Genomic DNA, 16,444 nt, shown 5'->3' with positions numbered 1-16,444 from the left:
TAGCGGCGTGGTCTGCCGGCTCTGCAGCGCTAGGCAAAAGACGCGGCGTCTCTGCTTTGTGCGCGGCCTTGCGGGTGGCGGCTCATCAAAGCGGAATGGTTTTCTCCAGCTTCTTCCGCTTTCAGAAAAGCGATTGCTTCCCACGGTGTCCGGCGCGAGCCGGTTTCTTCTGATTTTTCAGGCCGGCGCGTACAAATCCTGATCGTTCAGGAACACCGCGCCATGCCGTATGTGAAGCCAAAGCTGAATGCCTTTCCCATCTTCCTGCGGGTCGAAGGCAGGATTGTCGTCATCGTCGGCGGCGGCGAGGAGGCGCTGGCGAAGGCGCGGCTGATCGGCCAGTCGAGCGCCCAACTGCGTATCGTCGCAGACGATGCCTCAACCGAGTTGCTCGATTGGGCCAAGGCTAACGGCGCAACCCATATCGCCGCCGCCTATGCCGAAGAGCATTTGCACGGTGCGGTCGTCGTGTTCGCGGCCACCGGCGAAGAGGCGCTCGACCGCCGCATCGTAGGCGACGCGCGCCGGCTCGGCATTCCGGCAAATGCGGTGGATCGGCCCGAACTGTGCGATTTCTTCACGCCCGCTCTGGTCAATCGCGCGCCCGTTGCGGTCGCCATCGGCACCGAAGGGGCGGGGCCGGTACTTGCCCAACTGATCCGCGCCCGTATCGACCAGATGCTGTCGCCGTCGCTCGGGCCGCTTGGCGCGCTTGCCGCCTCGTTTCGAGACGTTGCGGAAGGGCTGTTGCCGAAGGGTAATCTGCGCCGCCGTTTCTGGCGCGCGTTTTTCACGGGCGCTCCGGCCCAGGCCATGCAGGCCGGGCAGGCGTCGCTGGCGCACGATGCGGCCGTTAACCTGCTTCTCGCCAATGCCTCGCCGCTGGGGCACATCGCGCTTGTCGGTGCCGGCCCCGGCGCGGAAGATCTGCTGACGCTGCGCGCGCAGCGGCTTTTGATGGAAGCCGACGTCATCTTGTATGACGCATTGGTGCCGGAAGCGGTTGTCGCCATGGGCCGCCGTGATGCCGAGCGCGTTTCCGTCGGAAAGCGCAAAGGCTGCCATTCCAAGACGCAAGACGAGATCAACGCGCTGCTGGTCGAACTCGGCCGCGAGGGCAAGCGCGTGGTGCGGCTCAAAAGCGGCGACCCGCTGGTGTTTGGGCGCGCCGGCGAGGAAATGGCGGCTCTTCGAGACGCCGGCATTTCCTATGAGATCGTGCCGGGCGTGACGGCGGCCTTCGCTGCCGCTGCCGATTTCGAACTGCCGCTGACGCTGCGTGGTGTCTCCTCGTCCATGGTGTTCACCACCGGGCACGATTTGAAGGGCAAGTCGCTGCCGGATTGGGCGAAGCTGGCCATCTCGGGCGCGACGGTTGCGGTCTATATGGGCCGCTCGGTGGCAGCGGACGTTGCCGGTCGGCTGATCGCTTCCGGCCTTTCGCCCGACACGGCAGTGGCCGTGGTCGAGAATGCCAGCCTCCCCGATTGCCGGCGGTTCCATGGAACGCTGGCCGACCTGCCGTCGCTGGAAGCGCGCACCGACCTCGACGGCCCGGTCATGACCATTATCGGCGATGCTGTCGCTGGCGCCAATTTCGAGCGTTCGGAGCCGCTGGCAACTCACACGCCGGTAAGGGCTTCTCGCGCAACCGCCCGCACAAATCAGGGACTTCACGCATGAAAATCCTCACCGCCAACCGCCTCATCGACGGCGAAGCCGTCTGGTACGCGCACGGCCTCTGGCACGAGACGATCGACGATGCCGAAATCGCCGACGACAAGGCCGGAGAGGAAAGGCTGGAAGAGATCGGCAAGGCGGCGTTCGCGGCCAATCTGGTTCTCGACGTGGCCGTCATCGATGTCGAACTGCTTGACGGTGCAATCCGCCCGACCCGCCTGCGCGAGCGTATCCGCGCCGCCGGGCCAACCATTCGCAATGACCTTGGCAAGCAGGCCCGCCGTCTGGCGGCATAGATACAGCGCCCGGAGAGACGCCATGTACCGTTATGACGAGTTCGATCATGCCTTCGTAAAGGCCCGCGTCGAGGAGTTCTCCGAGCAGGTGGACCGGCGGCTGGCCGGAGAGATCACCGAGGATCAGTTCAAGCCGCTCAGGCTGATGAACGGCGTCTATCTCCAGCTTCACGCCTACATGCTGCGCGTCGCCATTCCCTATGGCACGCTGTCGTCGCGCCAGTTGCGGATGCTGGCGCATATCGCGCGCAAATACGACAAGGGCTACGGCCACTTCACTACGCGCCAGAACATCCAGTTCCACTGGCCGGCGCTCTCGGAAATTCCGGCAGCACTTGGCGACCTTGCCTCGGTCGAGATGCACGCCTTGCAGACCAGCGGCAATTGCATTCGCAATGTCAGCGCCGATCATTTCGCGGGGGCCGCCGCCGACGAGGTCGCCGATCCGCGCCCTTATGCCGAGATATTGCGGCAGTGGTCTTCGGTGCACCCGGAGTTCACCTATCTGCCGCGCAAGTTCAAGATCGCGCTGACCGGTGCCGAGCGCGACCGCGCCGCGATCCAGACCTACGATATCGGCCTGCATCTCAAGAAGGACGCCAACGGCAAGCTCGGCTTCGCCGTCTGGGTCGGCGGTGGCCAGGGACGCACGCCGCTGCTTGCCAAGAAGGTTCGCGACTTCCTGCCGGAACAGCATTTGCTTTCCTACATAACCGCGATCATGCGCGTCTATAATCTCTCCGGGCGTCGCGACAACAAGTGGAAGGCGCGCATCAAGATCCTCGTGCACGAGACCGGCGCGCAGGAATTCGCGCGCCAGGTCGAAGCCGAATGGGAGACGCTGAAGGATACCGAACTGAAACTGCCGGAAGCCGACATTCGCGCCATCGATGCCTATTTCGCGCCGCCGCCGCTGGTCGACCGGCCCGAAGGCGACGAGGCGGTAAGGCTGGCGCGTCTCGATTCCAAGAGCTTCTCCGAATGGTTGAACCGCAACGTCAACACGCATCGGCACCCGGACTATGCGTCGGTGACGATTTCCCTGAAGGGCATCGGCGAAACGCCCGGCGATATCAGCGACAGCCAGATGGAGGCGGTTGCCGACCTCGCCGAAAAATACGGTTTCGACGAGGCTCGCGTCAGCCATGAGCAGAACCTGATCCTGCCGCATGTCGCGCGCGCTGATTTGAAGGCCGTCTATGACGGGTTGGTCGAGATCGAATTGGCCACAGCCAATGCCGGCTTGATCAGCGACATCATCGCATGCCCCGGCCTCGACTATTGCTCGCTTGCCAACGCCCGTTCTATCCCGGTCGCACAGCAGATCGCCTTGCGCTTCGCTTCGCTGGAGCGGCAGCGCGACATCGGCGAGTTGAAGCTGAAGATTTCCGGCTGCATCAATGCCTGCGGCCATCATCATGTCGGCCATATCGGCATTCTCGGCGTCGAGAAGAAGGGTGCTGAACTCTATCAGGTGACGCTTGGCGGCTCCGGCGACGAGAATGCGTCGATCGGCGACATCATCGGACGCGGCTTCGGCCCGGACGAAATCGTCGACGCGGTCGAGACGCTGGTCGAGAAATATCTCTCCATTCGCAACACTCAATCGGAACGCTTCCTCGACGTGTATCGCCGGGTCGGACCGGCACCGTTCAAGGAGGCACTCTATGGAGCAGAAGCCAGGGCAGCTTGACCGGGTTTCCGGTGCCGAGGCCGGGGCGACCGCCGACGCGGCGGGTCTTGACGCGCTCTATGGCCATTTGCCCGCCGTCGAGATTATCGAACGTGCGGTAACCGATCTGTTTACCGGCGAGATTGCTGGAGTTTCGTCGTTCGGCGCGGATTCGGCGGTGCTTTTGCATCTGATCGCGCAGGTCGATGCCGATTTGCCGGTGATCTTTCTGGATACGGGCAAGCATTTCGAGGAGACGTTCTCCTATCGCGACGCGCTGGCAGCGGATTTTGGGCTGACGAATATCCGCATCGTTGCCCCCGATGCCGTCGCGCTGGAGCGGATAGATCCGACTGGATTGCTGCATCAAACCGACGTCGATGCCTGTTGCGCCGTGCGCAAGGTAGAGCCGATGGCGCGAGGCGTGGAGCCGTTCCAGGCGTGGTTTACCGGCCGCAAGCGCTTCCAGGCCTCCACCCGCGCTGCCCTTCCCGTATTCGAGGCGGTCGGCCCGCGCATACGCGTTAATCCGCTCGCGCGCTGGACCACGGCTGACCAGGCCGACTACATGCGCGCCCACGCCCTGCGGGAAAATCCGCTGGTCGCCTATGGCTATCTGTCGATAGGCTGCTTTCCCTGCACAAAGCCGGTCGCGCCGGGCGAGGATGCGCGCAGTGGCCGTTGGGCGGGGCACGCCAAGACCGAATGCGGCATCCACCTGTCGGGACTTGAAAAGTCGCTTACCGATGCGTCGCTTTAAGGTGTGTGCATGACCGAACAGCAATCAGGGAAAGAGACTCGCCTGTGGACCCCGCAAGGGTTTCGCGAGGATGATTGGACCTATGCCGAAAACGCCGAGGCACTGGCGGACGCGGGGCGTTTCATACTGCCGCTGCAAGTGTTCCTCGAACTTGATCCGCAGACGCGGGCCCTGTTCAGGGATCGGCTGGGCGTGGTCCTGCAAGCGGGCGATCGGCTGGATGACCTTGCCGAACGGCTCGACATGCTGTCGCTGGTGGCGCTGGTCTTTCCGGCCTTCACCGACGGCCGCAGCTACTCCAAGGCCGAATTGCTGCGCGGCCGTCTGGCCTATGGGGGCGCCATGCGGGCGGTCGGCCAGGTGCTTGTCGACCAATTGCCGCATATGCTGCGCGTTGGCTTCACCGAGTTCGAAATATCGAATCCCGTCCTGTTGAAGCGCCTCGAAGTGGGCGACATCGGCGGCCTGCCGGTCTATTACCAGCCATCCGCAAAACTGGCGTCGGTGTCGGGGAAATATGCTTGGCGGCGGACGCCCGCCGGTTGACGGCTGTTGGCGCTTACCGACCCTGCGGGGCTTCGGCCTCGCTGTCTTCCAGCCGGTCGAGCAAGTCTCTGAGATAATGCGGAATGTCGCTTGCCACCTTGAAGGTCGGCATCGACTGCATGTAGCGCGCCACCTTGCGGTCGCCAAGCTGACGCTTGATTTCGGTGGCGAGTTGTTCGCGCGTGGAAGTCGGTTTGCAGGCGATCATTTCAAAATCCTTTGTCGACCTCGAAACCCTCCGATACCGGTTAGGTTCCCACAATATGGTTCCACGGCAAGCGATCAGTGCAACTACGGTAAAGTTTGAATTAATTTTGAATCGCCTGCATCAGGCAGGTCTTTTGTTTCAAGGCTGCGCCCGAATCGGTCTTGCCCCTTGATTTTTGGGTGCCGAACCTCGATATCGGCAGCAAATCCGAACCACATGAGATGACAGGGATTGGCCATGAGCAATCAGCCGGACGACGAACATATGCCCGAGGAAATCGACGCTGCCGATACGGCGAGCGACCGGTCCGAAGGCGGTGTCGCCGACGACTATGAGGCGCTGGTGCGGCTCCTGAAGGAAAACGAGGAGCTGAAGGACCGCGCTTTGCGGACGGCAGCCGAGATGGAGAATTTGCGCCGCCGCACGGCCCGCGATGTCGTGGATGCCCGGGCCTATGCGGTCGCCAATTTTGCGCGCGACATGCTGCAGGTGGCGGACAACCTCCAGCGCGCGATGGACGCCATTCCCGTCGAGGCGAAGACATCGGGAGATGCGGGCTTTACCGCGCTTATCGATGGCGTCGAGATCACGGCGCGCGGCATGCTGGCGACGCTGGAGCGGCACGGCGTGAAGAAGCTCGCGCCCGAGGGCGAACGCTTCGACCCGAATTTCCACCAGGCGATGTTCGAGGTTCCCAATCCCGACATTGCCAGCGGCACCGTGGTTCAGGTCGTGCAGCCCGGCTACTCCATCGGCGAGCGCGTGCTGCGCCCGGCGATGGTGGGCGTTTCCAAGGGCGGACCGAAATACGGGGCCAACGAAGCGCCTGCCGAGCCCGGCCCCATCAACGAGCAGGCCGAGAAAGACGCGTAAGCGGGCGAATAGAGAGTAGCGAATACGGAATAGGGAGTAGCGAATAGGGTTTGGCAGGCTGTCCATTGACGCGGCGCGCATGTTCGCGTCTCCTGCCTACTCGCTACTCGCTACTCGCTACTCGCCGGGCCGCTTTCATGAACCTCATCACGCTGCTCGATTATGCCGGCGTCATCGTGTTTGCTGCAACCGGTGCGCTTGCCGCGTCGCGCAAGCAACTCGACATCATCGGTTTTCTTTTCCTGGCCAGCGTCACCGGCATCGGCGGCGGCACGTTTCGCGACCTGATCCTGGGCGTGCCGGTGTTCTGGGTGGAAAATCGCATCTATGTGCTGATCTGCGTGCTTGTGGCGATCGCTGTGTTCTTCACGGCGCACCGCGTCGAGTCCCGCTACAAATTGTTGCTGTGGCTGGATGCCATCGGTCTTGCCGCCTTTTCGGTGATGGGGGCCGCCAAGGGGCTGGCGATTACCGGGTCGCCGGTCGTGGCCATCGTCACCGGCGTGCTCACGGCTACTTTTGGCGGGATCCTGCGGGATCTTCTGGCCGGCGAGCCCTCGGTGTTGTTGAAGCCCGAAGTTTATGTGAGCGCGGCCCTTGCAGGTGCTACGATCTTTACACTTGGCGATCTCGCTCATCTGCCGCCGCTGTTTTCAGACATTGCGGGGTTTGCCGTCGCGTTCGCGGTGCGTGGCGGCGCACTGAAATTCGGCTGGACTATCGCGGGCTACAGGAGTCGGCCGGGGCGTCGGCCCGAAGACATTCCGTAAGGATTTAAGTGGGCCAACAGTTCACGCAGCGAAGCGGTGGCCCTCGCCGCCATAATAGCTGACATAGCGCGCGGCGATCTCCTTGACCGGCATCACCACAAAGACATCGACCGTGCCGAAGTCATCGTCGATGACGCAGCCGTCGCCGATGCGCGCGCCGACCCGCAAATAGCCCTTTACCAGCGGCGGCATCGCTGCGATGGCGGCCTTGGCGTTGACCGCCTCGATCGGCATCATATCCATCGCATGGTAGCGGCCGGCAACCGCCCGCACGTCCCAGGCCACGCCCGTCCGGCAATGATGGGCAAGATAGGTCAACGCCTCGGCATGTGCGGCAGGGACGGTTCCGGGAAAGGATGCGCATCCCGTCATCACGCCGATTTCGTAATGATTGATATAGGCCCAGATACCCTGCCAGAGCGCCTCGATGGTGCGCTTGGACCGGTATTGCGGCAGGACGCAGGAACGTCCCAGTTCCAGGAAGCGTTGGCCCGGATGGCGCGCGATCAGCCCTCTCAGTTCGAACTCGTCCTCGGAGTAGAACCCGCCCACAGACGCTGCCGATTCCTGCCGCAGTAGCCGATAGGTGCCGACGATTCGGCGATGCTCCGGCCCCGGCAGACTGGTATCGAAGACAAGAAGATGGTCGCAGGCCCTGTCGAAACGATCGGCGTCGGTATGGACGCCGGACGCGCCGCTTGCCGCGCCGAGTTCGTCGTAGAAGACGCGGTAGCGGACCTGCTGGGCGGCGGCGATCTCGTCCTCATTGCGCGCCAGGCGGACTTCCAGATTGCCGATGCGGGCTAGCGGCGCGGCCGAAACCGCCAGATCGGCCTTGTGGCTCCATGTCCTGGAACCACCGGCTTTCGCATAGGCTTCACCTTCCGGCATTGCTGCTTGCACGAGCGATTCTCCTTCGAGCCCTCTCTCTGGCATCGAGATGCGATTGTGGTGCAACATGATTGTGACAGCAACGTGAAAATGCGTGAAGGGGCCGCCGGCGGACCCGCGTGCAGCGCAAAGGCAAGCCGTTTTGCGGTCAGGCCGCAACCTGCTGTTCGACCGCAAGCGCCAGCGCTTCGGGGTCGAGCGGCTTGGTCAGGAAACCGCTTGCGCCATGCGCCAGCACCGTGTGGCGGGTGTTTTCCTGGCCATCGGCCGAAAGCACCATGATGGGCATCGGCGGCAGGCCGGCATCTTCCTCGTGACGGCGGATGGCGCCGATAGCGTCCAGCCCATCCATTACCGGCATATGCAGATCCATCAGGACAATATCGTAACGGTCGCCGCCCGCCATGCCGATGACGGCGTCGACGGCGGCCTTTCCGGTGCCGACGACGTCGACGCGGTGCCCGGCCTTCAGCAGCGTGGCGCGCGCCAGCATGGCGTTGATTTCATTGTCTTCCGCGACAAGCACCGACAGGCCCGTCCGCCGTCCGGTCGCCTCGGCGGCAACGCTGCGGCTGTCTTGTTGCGACGGCACTAGCGTCGCGACATTGCCCGATACCAGCATGCGCAGCAGTGTTTCCCCCCGCACCGGCCGCGCCAGGAAGGTTGCGTAGCCGTTGGAGCGGAGATCCGCCAACAGGCTGCGATCGGTTGGCGCGATCAGCGTGATCGCCTCGCAGGAAGGAAAGCCGGCCTGGCGAAGCCGTCTCAACAGCCGCGCTTCACGATCTTCCAGGGCGGCGTCGATCAGGATCACGTTGCAACCCACGGCGAGCAGGGCGGCCTGCGCCGCAGTGGTGGCGATTTCGGCGACCCCGCCATGGTCATGGATGGTGCCGGCGATGGCATCGGCTTCGACGGCATTTTCCGAAAGAATGACCACACGCTTGCCCGACAGCATGGACTGGCGGCTCTGGAGGGTTTCATTCGGCGAGACAATAGGGATTTCGAAGGTAAATTCGGACCCTTCGCCGAGCGTGCTGGAGACGTTGATTTCGCCGCCCATGGCCAGAACCAGGCGTCGCGAAATGGCCAGCCCAAGGCCCGCGCCGCCATGCATTCGGGTGGAACTGCCGTCGGCCTGTTCGAATTCCTCGAATATGCGCTCCCGGTCGGCCTCGATCAAACCCGGCCCGGTATCGGCAACGGCGAAGCGGATGCGGTCGGCGGTTTGCGTGCGCACGCGCGATATCGTCACCAGCACCCCGCCGGTGTCCGTGAATTTTATCGCGTTGCCGATCAGGTTCAGCAATACCTGCCGAATGCGGCCCGGGTCGGCAACGATCGTCAGCGGGACGTCGGGTGCTGCCCGGCAGGCGAGGCCTATGTGCTTGCCATAGGCGCGGTTGGTCAGCAACTCGACGATGCTGTCGCCGATTTCGCGCGGCGACATCGGCTGCGGTTCCGGATCGAAGCGGCCGGCTTCGATCTTGGAATAGTCCAGCAAATCCTCGATCATCGCCAGAAGGGCGCTTGTCGACGTCGAAACCGCCGCGACGTAGGTGCGCTGTTCGGGCGACAGGCCGGTGTCGGCGAGAAGCTTGGCCATGCCCATGATCCCGTTCATCGGGGTGCGGATTTCGTGGCTTACCGTCGCCAGGAAGCGGGATTTGGCCTGGCTGGCGTATTCGGCCCGTTCGCGGGCCTTGATCAGCGACGATTCCGCATTCTTGCGGGCCGTGATGTCGCGCGCGATGGCGCGATGCGAAACGGCCCCGCTGTCCTTGTCGCGGACAGACAATTCTATCCATGAAAACCAGCGCGGCCCTTCCATCGTGCGGATCACCACGTCGGTTGAACTCAAGCATTCGCGGTCCGCAAACGCGGCGTCCGGCACGATGCCGACATCGATGCCGAGATCGGTCAGGGTCTTTCCCGAAACATCAACCGGATCGATCCCCAGCAGGCTGGTAAAGACCCTGTTGGCGTGAACGATCCTGCCGTCGCGGTCGCGGTGAACGACGAGGTCGCCGAGCGCGTCGATCAGGTCGCGAAAACGCTCTTCGCTTTCCTGCAATTCCCACATGCGGTCAGCGAGTTTTTCGATTTCGACGCGGCTGTGCCGTGCATTGTCGCCCAGCGTCGCGACGGTCCGCTTGAGGCTGGCCTGCATGGCAAGCGCGCACGCGCCAAGCACCAGGAAGGCAATGCTGACGAAATGCGGCGCACCCGAGAGATAGGCAACGCCCGCCACGACGAATATGGCGCAGAGCGTAAGGAAAGGCAGAAGCTCGCGATCAGCGCGCCGTAGGTCGGGCATCAGCGGCGGCGGCTCGAGTTGCAGGCGTGCCGGGGAGGCCGCGCCTGTACCGGTCGCGCTTGCGGCTCGCTCGTCTGCGTTGCTGTCGGATTCCACGATCATGCGGCAATCCATGGCAGACAGAGATTATGGAATTTTGTGGCGGATCGTTCGCATTTTAGCGATCAGCCAGATTATGGGCGCGGTTCGCGCCGCCAGCCGATGAATTCGTCGAAAATCACGGCAATGGCCCCTACCGTTATGAAGGCGTCCGCCAGATTGAACACGGCAAACGACCAGGCCGGCGTGTGGAACAGGATATAGTCGATGACATGGCCGTAGATGGCGCGGTCGATGAGATTGCCGAGCGCGCCGCCGACGATCAGCGCGAAGCCGATGCGGGCAATGCCCTGGCCCGGTGTTGTCTTGGCCGCCAGATAGAGAACGAAGGCGACCACGCAGACCGAAACGACGATCAACCCGGTGTCGCCGAACGAATCCAGCATCGAAAAGGCGATGCCGGTGTTGTAGGTGCGATAAAGCGCCAGGAAAGGCAGGATTTCGACCATTTCCCGCAGGTTAAGCCCGGTTTCGACGAGGTATTTTATCCATTGGTCGAGCGCTATGGCGACGACGACCAGCAGGCCGTAGGGCAACAACCGTTTCATGAGCGGGAACCTTCCGGCTCGAGCGTGAGCGCGCTGCGGCGAATCTCGAAAAGCATGATGCCGGTGGCGACCGCGAGGTTGAGCGAATCGGCGCGCCCGGCCTGCGGAATCCGCAACAGCCGGTCACAGCTTTCGGCGAGCATATCGGGCAGGCCCTGCTGCTCGTTCCCCATCAACAGAAGCGTCGGCCCGCGCGAAAAATCGACCGAGCGGTAGTCTACCGCGCCCTTCAAATGCGTGCCGGCGACGAGGCCGGAAAAACTCCCGCGCCACGCCAGGAAGGCTTCGGGCGTCGCCTTGACCACCGGCACGGCGAAGATCGAACCCATGGTGGCGCGCACGGTTTCGACCGAGAACGGATCGGTGGTTTCACCGACGAGGATCACGCCCTTGGCGCCGACCGCGTCGATCGTGCGGATGATTGTGCCGAGATTGCCGGGGTCGCGCACCCGGTCGAGCGCCACCCAGACGTCGCCGGGCTTGGCGTGAACGTCTTTCAGCGCCAGCAATTGCTGGACAAAGACGCCGACCACCATTTGCGGATTGTCGCGACGGGTGATCGCCGACAACACTTTTTCCGACACTTCGAGCACGGTTCCGCCTTGGGCGACCGTGCGCGCGGCGACCTTTTCGACCGCCGCGTTGCCGCGCCCGGCCTTGGCGAAGACCAGCGTCCGGATCGACCAGCCGAGATCGAGCGCGTCGATGACCAGCTTCAACCCTTCGGCCATGAAGGCGTGCTGCTGGTCGCGGAATTTCTTCAGCGCCAGCGCTTTTATCTCCTTGATCAGCGGATTGGCGAGGCTGGTGACTTCCTTGACTTGACCGACCGCGCGGCGGGTTTCATGCTCGCTCATTTGGAGACCCAACGCGAGAACAGCGAGGTGGAGAGCGCTCGCCCTGCCGACTTTTCGCGAATGACCAGTTCGCCGGATTCAACCGTGCCGCCCATGCCGGCAAAGGTATCGCGCATCAGCGCATGGATGGCAAAGAACGAAGAACGGATCGAATAGGCGGTCAGCACCACGGCCAATGGCTTGGGGGTGAGGATGGCGCGGCAGAGATCGGTCAGCGCCGGCAAATCCTCGAACAACTGCCAGACCTCGCCCTTGGGACCGCGCCCATAGGCGGGCGGATCGAACAGGATGATATCGTACTGGCTACCGCGCCGTTCCTCGCGCTCGGCGAATTTCATGGCGTCGTCGACGATCCAGCGGATCGGTTTTTGCCCAAGCCCGGCCATTTCCTGATTTTCGCGCGCCCAGCCGATGGCCTTCTTCGAGGCGTCGACATGGGTGACTTCGGCGCCGGCGCGGGCCGCGACCAGCGAGGCGAGGCCGGTGTAGCCGAACAGGTTGAGAACCTTGACCGGGCGTTTGGCAGCCTGGATCAGGCCGGCCATATGGTTCCAATGCGAGGCTTGCTCGGGAAAGACGCCGACATGGCGAAACGAGGTGAAACGGCCGAGATAGTCGATGCCGTCATGCTTCATCGGCCATGTTTCGCCAAGCGGCTCCTTTGGGAAGCGCCAGCGGCCCATGCCTTCTTCCTCGGTGTCACCGGTGAAGACGGCATCGGCGCGGTCCCATTCCTTTTGCGGGAGAGCACGCTGCCAGATCGCCTGGCCTTCGGGCCGCACGATGCGATAGGGGCCGTATTGCTCCAGCTTTTCACCCGCACCGCTGTCGAGCAGCGCGTAATCGGTATTGGGGGCGACTTCGAGGATCAGCGGCAGGTTTTCGGCCGGCAACGCGCCTTCGCGGCGGGCAAGCACGCGCGGTTGGGATTTGTGCTCGTGCCGGATTTCGGCCTTCGGCTCGGTTTTTTTGGCAGGCTGTGGATCGCGTGGCCGCACCGGCCCGGTCCCGGCTTTCGCGGGCTGATGCGGGCGGTTGTCGCGGCGCTGATCGCGAAAGGATTTCAAGAAGGTAACCTCGTCAGGCGGATCGCCGCTTCTGCCACAGCAGGCCCGCCCGTGCAAGAAAAGGTGGTTTAGGCTTTAAGCGCACGGTAAACCGCGATTCCGGCGGCCAGATCCTCGAGTGCCGCACCGACCGACTTGAACAGCGTGATTTCCTGCGCGCTTTCACGGCCCTTCTTTTCGCCGCGCGCCAGTTCATGCAGGTCGGCGACGATCGCATCGGCCTTCAGCACGCCGGAGGCCAGCGGCTGGACGATGTCGCCGGCTTCCTTGGTCGCGCCGGCGCGGGTGTCGACATAGACGCGGGCGCGCGAAATCGCGTCGTCGTCGCTTTCGCGCATGTCGGGCGTGAAGCCGCCGACCAGATCCACATGCGTTCCCGCTTTCAGCAGCGCACCCTTGATCAGCGGCGTGGTCGAGATGGTCGCCGAGGAAACAATGTCGGTATTTGCCAGTTCGGCGTCGAGGTCGCTGACCGCTTCGGCGTCAAAACCGTCGGCGCGCAGATCGGCCACCACCTTTTCGGCATTGGCCGGCGTACGGTTCCAGATGCGGATTTCCTTGATCGGCCGCACCGCCGAATGCGCCCTTGCCAGGAAGGGCGACAGCGCGCCGGCTCCCACCACCAGCAGCCGCGAGGCGTCCTCGCGCGCCAAATAGGAGGCAGCGAGCGCCGAAGCGCAGGCCGTGCGCCACTGGGTCAGGCGCTGGCCGTCGATCAGGGCTTCCGGTTCGCCGGTCGCGCCGTTCAAAAGCAGATAGAGGCCCATCACGGCGGGCTTGCCGATGGCGTTGTTGTCGGGCGAAACGGTGACGATCTTGACGCCGATATGGCCGTGGGCCGAGGTGCCGGCGGCGTTGAAGTCGGTCCATGCCGGCATCAAAAGCAGGGTCGAGGCTGCGCCGTCCGGCCGCTCGACGCTGTGGTGGTGGCGCACCGGTTGCACCGCGCCATCCCGAAAAGCCGTCCGCAGCGTATCGACCAGACCCGGAAAGGTAAGCGCGCGGTCAATCTCGGCGGGCGAGATATGCAGCATCAACAAAACTCCATCTTGGAAGAAGCCGCGGTGTCAGGCCGTCGGCTTCGGCAGCGCCGTATGGGATTGGCCTTGCGGGGTTGGCGCCGCGGTCTTGACCACCTGGCGCAAATTCTCCGCTTCCATGCCGCGCTGGCGGGCAAGCTTGCGGTAACGGCCCTGCCGGAACCATGTCGCCAGGCCGCCGACGATCATGCCGAGGCCAAGCGCCAGGAACAGGAAGATGAACAGCGGCAGGGTAAAGGTAAGTGCCGGATTGCCGGGATTGAACGGATCGAAGGTAAAGGCGACCGCAGCGCGGTTGGCGACGGCCAGGGCGATCAGGATGACCGCGAGCGGCGCGAAAACCACGATGAGCATGAAGCGATTGAACATGGATGTATCCCGGCGAAAGCAGTCGTGCCTCAAACGTCCTTGAGGGTCTTACTTTCCCGCGTTCAGCCTTTCGCGAAGTTCCTTGCCGGTCTTGAAGAACGGCACCCATTTTTCCTCGACCTCGACCGAATCGCCGGTGCGTGGGTTGCGGCCGGTGCGCGCTGGGCGGTTCTTGACCGAAAAAGCGCCGAAGCCGCGCAATTCGACCCGGTTTCCTTCGGCCAGCGCGTCGGTGATCTCATCGAAGATGGCGCCCACGATGTTTTCGACGTCGCGCAAAAACAGATGCGGGCTGCGTGTGGCGATGATTTGTACGAGTTCGGATTTGATCATGAGGGCGGCCCTGCTGAAATGATGCGGACTGGCAATGGTACTGATTTTACTTGGTTTCGTTCATCTTGAGCGAGAGTTCAAGGGTGCCAGACGGAGACAAGACCGTCAAGGAACAAGCGATCCGCGCCCAATTCCTGGAGCATGTCGCTGCTTGCATCGGGCAGGCCGAGCGCCCGGCTTATCGTTCGCGCCAGCGCTTTCGAGAACAGGAAGCTGCTGCCGCTTTTCGTATCTTTCCATTCCACGACCTTCAGCTTGGCGTCGACGCCCTTGCTGGCGAGCCAGTCGACAGCCTCCGCCTCGCCGCCCACCGCATCGATCAACCCGTTGGCAAGCGCCTGCCGGCCGGTGAAGATGGAGCCGTCGGCCAGCGCCAGCACTTGCGGCCGCGTCATCGAGCGGCGCTCGCCGACGAGGCCGACAAACCAGTCATAGCTGTCGAGAATGAGTTTTCGCACCATGGCGCGTTCTTCGTCGGTGGTCGGGTTGAAGGGCGACGGCTCTGCCTTCAACGGCGAGGACTTCACTTCTTCCAGCTTGACGCCGATCTTGTCCATCAGGCCGGTGACGTCGGGAAACTGGATGAGCACGCCGATCGAGCCGACGATGGAGGACTGGCGGGCGACGATGTGGTCGGCAGCACTTGCGATCATGTAGCCGGCGGAGGCGGCGAGCGTTCCCACCTGCGCGGTCACCGGCTTCTCGGCGGCCAGCTTGCGCACTTCCTCGAAGATCATCTCGCCGCCGGCGGTGGTGCCGCCGGGCGAATCGATGGCCAGGATGACACCCTTGACGTGCGGGGATTTGCGGATTTTCTCCAGCCGTTCGACCAGTTCCTCGTTTTCGGTAATGGTGCCGTCGATCCTGACCTTGGCGATGTGGTCGGCGGATGCGCCGGACAGGCCGTCGCCGTAAAACCAGCTTGCCAGAGCGACAAGGCCGAGCGCGGCAATGACGATCGCCGCGACGCGCCAGAATGTCAGCTTGCGCCGCAACCGGCGGCGGTCGATCAGGTCGTCAGCTCTCAGCGCCATGGTCGGTCTCGCACTCGACAGGTCGATTGGACCTGAAACCCAGTTTGGAAGCAGGGACTTTTAGAGCATGCACCGCTCGACCGCTACCCATTTTGCGGCGGCGGTGCCTCTTTGCATGGGGGCGGCGCCCGCGACGGGGCCGTCGTCGGTCGTTCTCGCCAAAGCGGAAAATGGGAAGAAGTTGCTTCTGAGTCGGCTGTATTTTCCATTCCGAAAAGTGTATCGGTCACATTTTGGCGATTTTTCCTACGTTTGTGCTTGCGCGCCCGCCCCGCCATCCCACCTATCAGGCTGGACGGCAGGGCAAAGAGCTGGGATCAATCGAAATACCAAGTTCCGATCGCCGGATGTCGGTTGGTCCTGAAGAAAGCAACCATGTTGGCACGACCAATCGATACGGCCGGCAGCGATGACGGTGTTGTCCTGCCCGAACCGGGCGGGACTGGGCCTGTGCGGGCGTCCGCTTTCGGGCGCGCCCAGCGCCATTCGCGCCGCGTCCGGCTGTTCAAGATCGTCCTGCCGCTGATTGCCGTCATCATCGCCATCGGCTTTCCAGTCTATTCCTACATGGTCGCGCCGCCGCCGATCCAGGTAAAGGCGGACGCCAGCGCCTTCTCCGATGGCAAGCTGGTAATGGCCAACCCGAAACTGGAAGGCCTGACCAAGGACAATCTTACCTATTCGCTGAACGCCTTGCGCGCCATTCAAAGCGCGGGCGAGGAGAGCCTGGTGGAGCTTGAAAAGATCGATGCCAAGCTGCCGGTGTCGGCTGACAATATAGTGACCGTGGGCGCGGCGCACGGAATCTACAATCGTGACAACAACACGCTCGACCTCGACACGGAGATAACGGTATCCACGACCGATGGCATTGTGGCACAACTGAGATCGGCCTTTCTGGATATGGCAAAAGGCACTATGAAAACGACACAGCCTGTCGACATTAGCCGACCCGGGTCGCGGATCACCGCTGACGGGATGACGGTGAAGGAAAACGGCAAGGTCGTGATTTTCGAAAAGCGTGTGCGTCTCAATATCGACCCCGCCACGCAAAAGGCGGCCCAGGGAAAGAGCGGAGAATAAG

The 16,444-nt window shown here is 63.1% G+C and carries 18 protein-coding genes; 8 read left to right on the top strand and 10 right to left on the bottom strand.

All coding sequences use genetic code 11. The features are described 5' to 3' along the window. Positions 1-222: 222 nt before the first annotated feature. From cysG to ACX3P1_RS19525, 5 genes are read left to right on the top strand one after another with little or no spacing between them, the layout of a single operon-like run. Positions 223-1,683, top strand: a complete 1,461-nt coding sequence (cysG, locus tag ACX3P1_RS19545; RefSeq protein WP_459081267.1) for a siroheme synthase CysG — start codon at positions 223-225, stop codon at positions 1,681-1,683. After that, positions 1,680-1,976, top strand: coding sequence for a DUF2849 domain-containing protein (locus ACX3P1_RS19540; RefSeq protein WP_459081266.1), 297 nt, complete (start codon positions 1,680-1,682; stop codon positions 1,974-1,976). Before cysG ends, ACX3P1_RS19540 begins: the two co-directional genes overlap by 4 nt. A gap of 22 nt (positions 1,977-1,998) precedes the next feature. Further along, positions 1,999-3,669, top strand: a complete 1,671-nt coding sequence (locus ACX3P1_RS19535) for a nitrite/sulfite reductase (protein WP_459081265.1) — start codon at positions 1,999-2,001, stop codon at positions 3,667-3,669. Beyond that, positions 3,644-4,408 carry a phosphoadenylyl-sulfate reductase gene (locus tag ACX3P1_RS19530; RefSeq protein ID WP_459081264.1) on the top strand — a complete coding sequence of 255 codons (765 nt, stop codon included), beginning with the start codon at positions 3,644-3,646 and terminating at the stop codon, positions 4,406-4,408. Before ACX3P1_RS19535 ends, ACX3P1_RS19530 begins: the two co-directional genes overlap by 26 nt. 9 nt (positions 4,409-4,417) lie before the next feature. Next, the gene (locus tag ACX3P1_RS19525) at positions 4,418-4,954 is read left to right on the top strand and encodes a DUF934 domain-containing protein (protein ID WP_459081263.1); all 537 of its coding nucleotides are present in this window, start codon (positions 4,418-4,420) and stop codon (positions 4,952-4,954) included. A gap of 13 nt (positions 4,955-4,967) precedes the next feature. On the opposite strand, the gene ACX3P1_RS19520 is transcribed toward ACX3P1_RS19525, so the two are convergent. After that, a complete protein-coding gene (locus tag ACX3P1_RS19520; protein WP_459081261.1) occupies positions 4,968-5,162 on the bottom strand; it encodes a hypothetical protein in 195 nt (64 codons plus the stop codon). Positions 5,163-5,399: 237 nt separating this feature from the next. On the opposite strand from ACX3P1_RS19520, the gene grpE reads away from it, so the two are divergent. Both grpE and ACX3P1_RS19510 read left to right on the top strand, forming a co-directional pair. After that, complete coding sequence (gene grpE, locus ACX3P1_RS19515; protein WP_459081260.1) at positions 5,400-6,035, top strand: nucleotide exchange factor GrpE; 636 nt, start codon at positions 5,400-5,402, stop codon at positions 6,033-6,035. A 137-nt stretch (positions 6,036-6,172) separates the two neighbouring features. Further along, complete coding sequence (locus ACX3P1_RS19510; RefSeq protein ID WP_459081259.1) at positions 6,173-6,805, top strand: trimeric intracellular cation channel family protein; 633 nt, start codon at positions 6,173-6,175, stop codon at positions 6,803-6,805. 21 nt (positions 6,806-6,826) lie between these two features. Here ACX3P1_RS19510 and olsB read toward each other — a convergent pair whose 3' ends face one another. The 9 genes from olsB to sppA form a co-directional block, all read right to left on the bottom strand. Continuing rightward, positions 6,827-7,696, bottom strand: a complete 870-nt coding sequence (olsB, locus tag ACX3P1_RS19505) for a l-ornithine N(alpha)-acyltransferase (RefSeq protein ID WP_459081299.1) — start codon at positions 7,694-7,696, stop codon at positions 6,827-6,829. Positions 7,697-7,844: 148 nt separating this feature from the next. Then, a complete protein-coding gene (locus tag ACX3P1_RS19500; protein WP_459081258.1) occupies positions 7,845-10,115 on the bottom strand; it encodes an ATP-binding protein in 2,271 nt (756 codons plus the stop codon). A 71-nt stretch (positions 10,116-10,186) separates the two neighbouring features. Continuing rightward, positions 10,187-10,660 (bottom strand): signal peptidase II, encoded by a 474-nt coding sequence (lspA, locus tag ACX3P1_RS19495; RefSeq protein WP_459081257.1) that lies wholly within the window; start codon positions 10,658-10,660, stop codon positions 10,187-10,189. Beyond that, the gene (locus ACX3P1_RS19490) at positions 10,657-11,517 is read right to left on the bottom strand and encodes a TrmH family RNA methyltransferase (protein WP_459081256.1); all 861 of its coding nucleotides are present in this window, start codon (positions 11,515-11,517) and stop codon (positions 10,657-10,659) included. The genes lspA and ACX3P1_RS19490 overlap by 4 nt, the downstream gene beginning before the upstream one ends. Then, complete coding sequence (locus ACX3P1_RS19485) at positions 11,514-12,584, bottom strand: class I SAM-dependent methyltransferase (protein WP_459081255.1); 1,071 nt, start codon at positions 12,582-12,584, stop codon at positions 11,514-11,516. The genes ACX3P1_RS19490 and ACX3P1_RS19485 overlap by 4 nt, the downstream gene beginning before the upstream one ends. Before the next feature lie 68 nt (positions 12,585-12,652). Then, entirely contained in the window at positions 12,653-13,618 is a 966-nt protein-coding gene (gene lhpI, locus ACX3P1_RS19480; protein WP_459081254.1) for a bifunctional Delta(1)-pyrroline-2-carboxylate/Delta(1)-piperideine-2-carboxylate reductase, read from the bottom strand. Between the two features lie 33 nt (positions 13,619-13,651). After that, positions 13,652-13,993, bottom strand: coding sequence for a LapA family protein (locus ACX3P1_RS19475; protein WP_459081253.1), 342 nt, complete (start codon positions 13,991-13,993; stop codon positions 13,652-13,654). 48 nt (positions 13,994-14,041) lie between these two features. Further along, entirely contained in the window at positions 14,042-14,326 is a 285-nt protein-coding gene (locus ACX3P1_RS19470) for an integration host factor subunit beta (protein WP_459081252.1), read from the bottom strand. Positions 14,327-14,403: 77 nt separating this feature from the next. Next, the gene (sppA, locus tag ACX3P1_RS19465; RefSeq protein ID WP_459081251.1) at positions 14,404-15,360 is read right to left on the bottom strand and encodes a signal peptide peptidase SppA; all 957 of its coding nucleotides are present in this window, start codon (positions 15,358-15,360) and stop codon (positions 14,404-14,406) included. Between the two features lie 375 nt (positions 15,361-15,735). On the opposite strand from sppA, the gene lptC reads away from it, so the two are divergent. Continuing rightward, complete coding sequence (lptC, locus tag ACX3P1_RS19460; RefSeq protein WP_459081250.1) at positions 15,736-16,443, top strand: LPS export ABC transporter periplasmic protein LptC; 708 nt, start codon at positions 15,736-15,738, stop codon at positions 16,441-16,443. The last annotated feature ends 1 nt before the right edge of the window (position 16,444 follow it).

The sequence above is a fragment of the Mesorhizobium sp. A623 genome (genome assembly GCF_054489405.1).
This window is presented reverse-complemented; position numbering and strand designations above follow the sequence as displayed.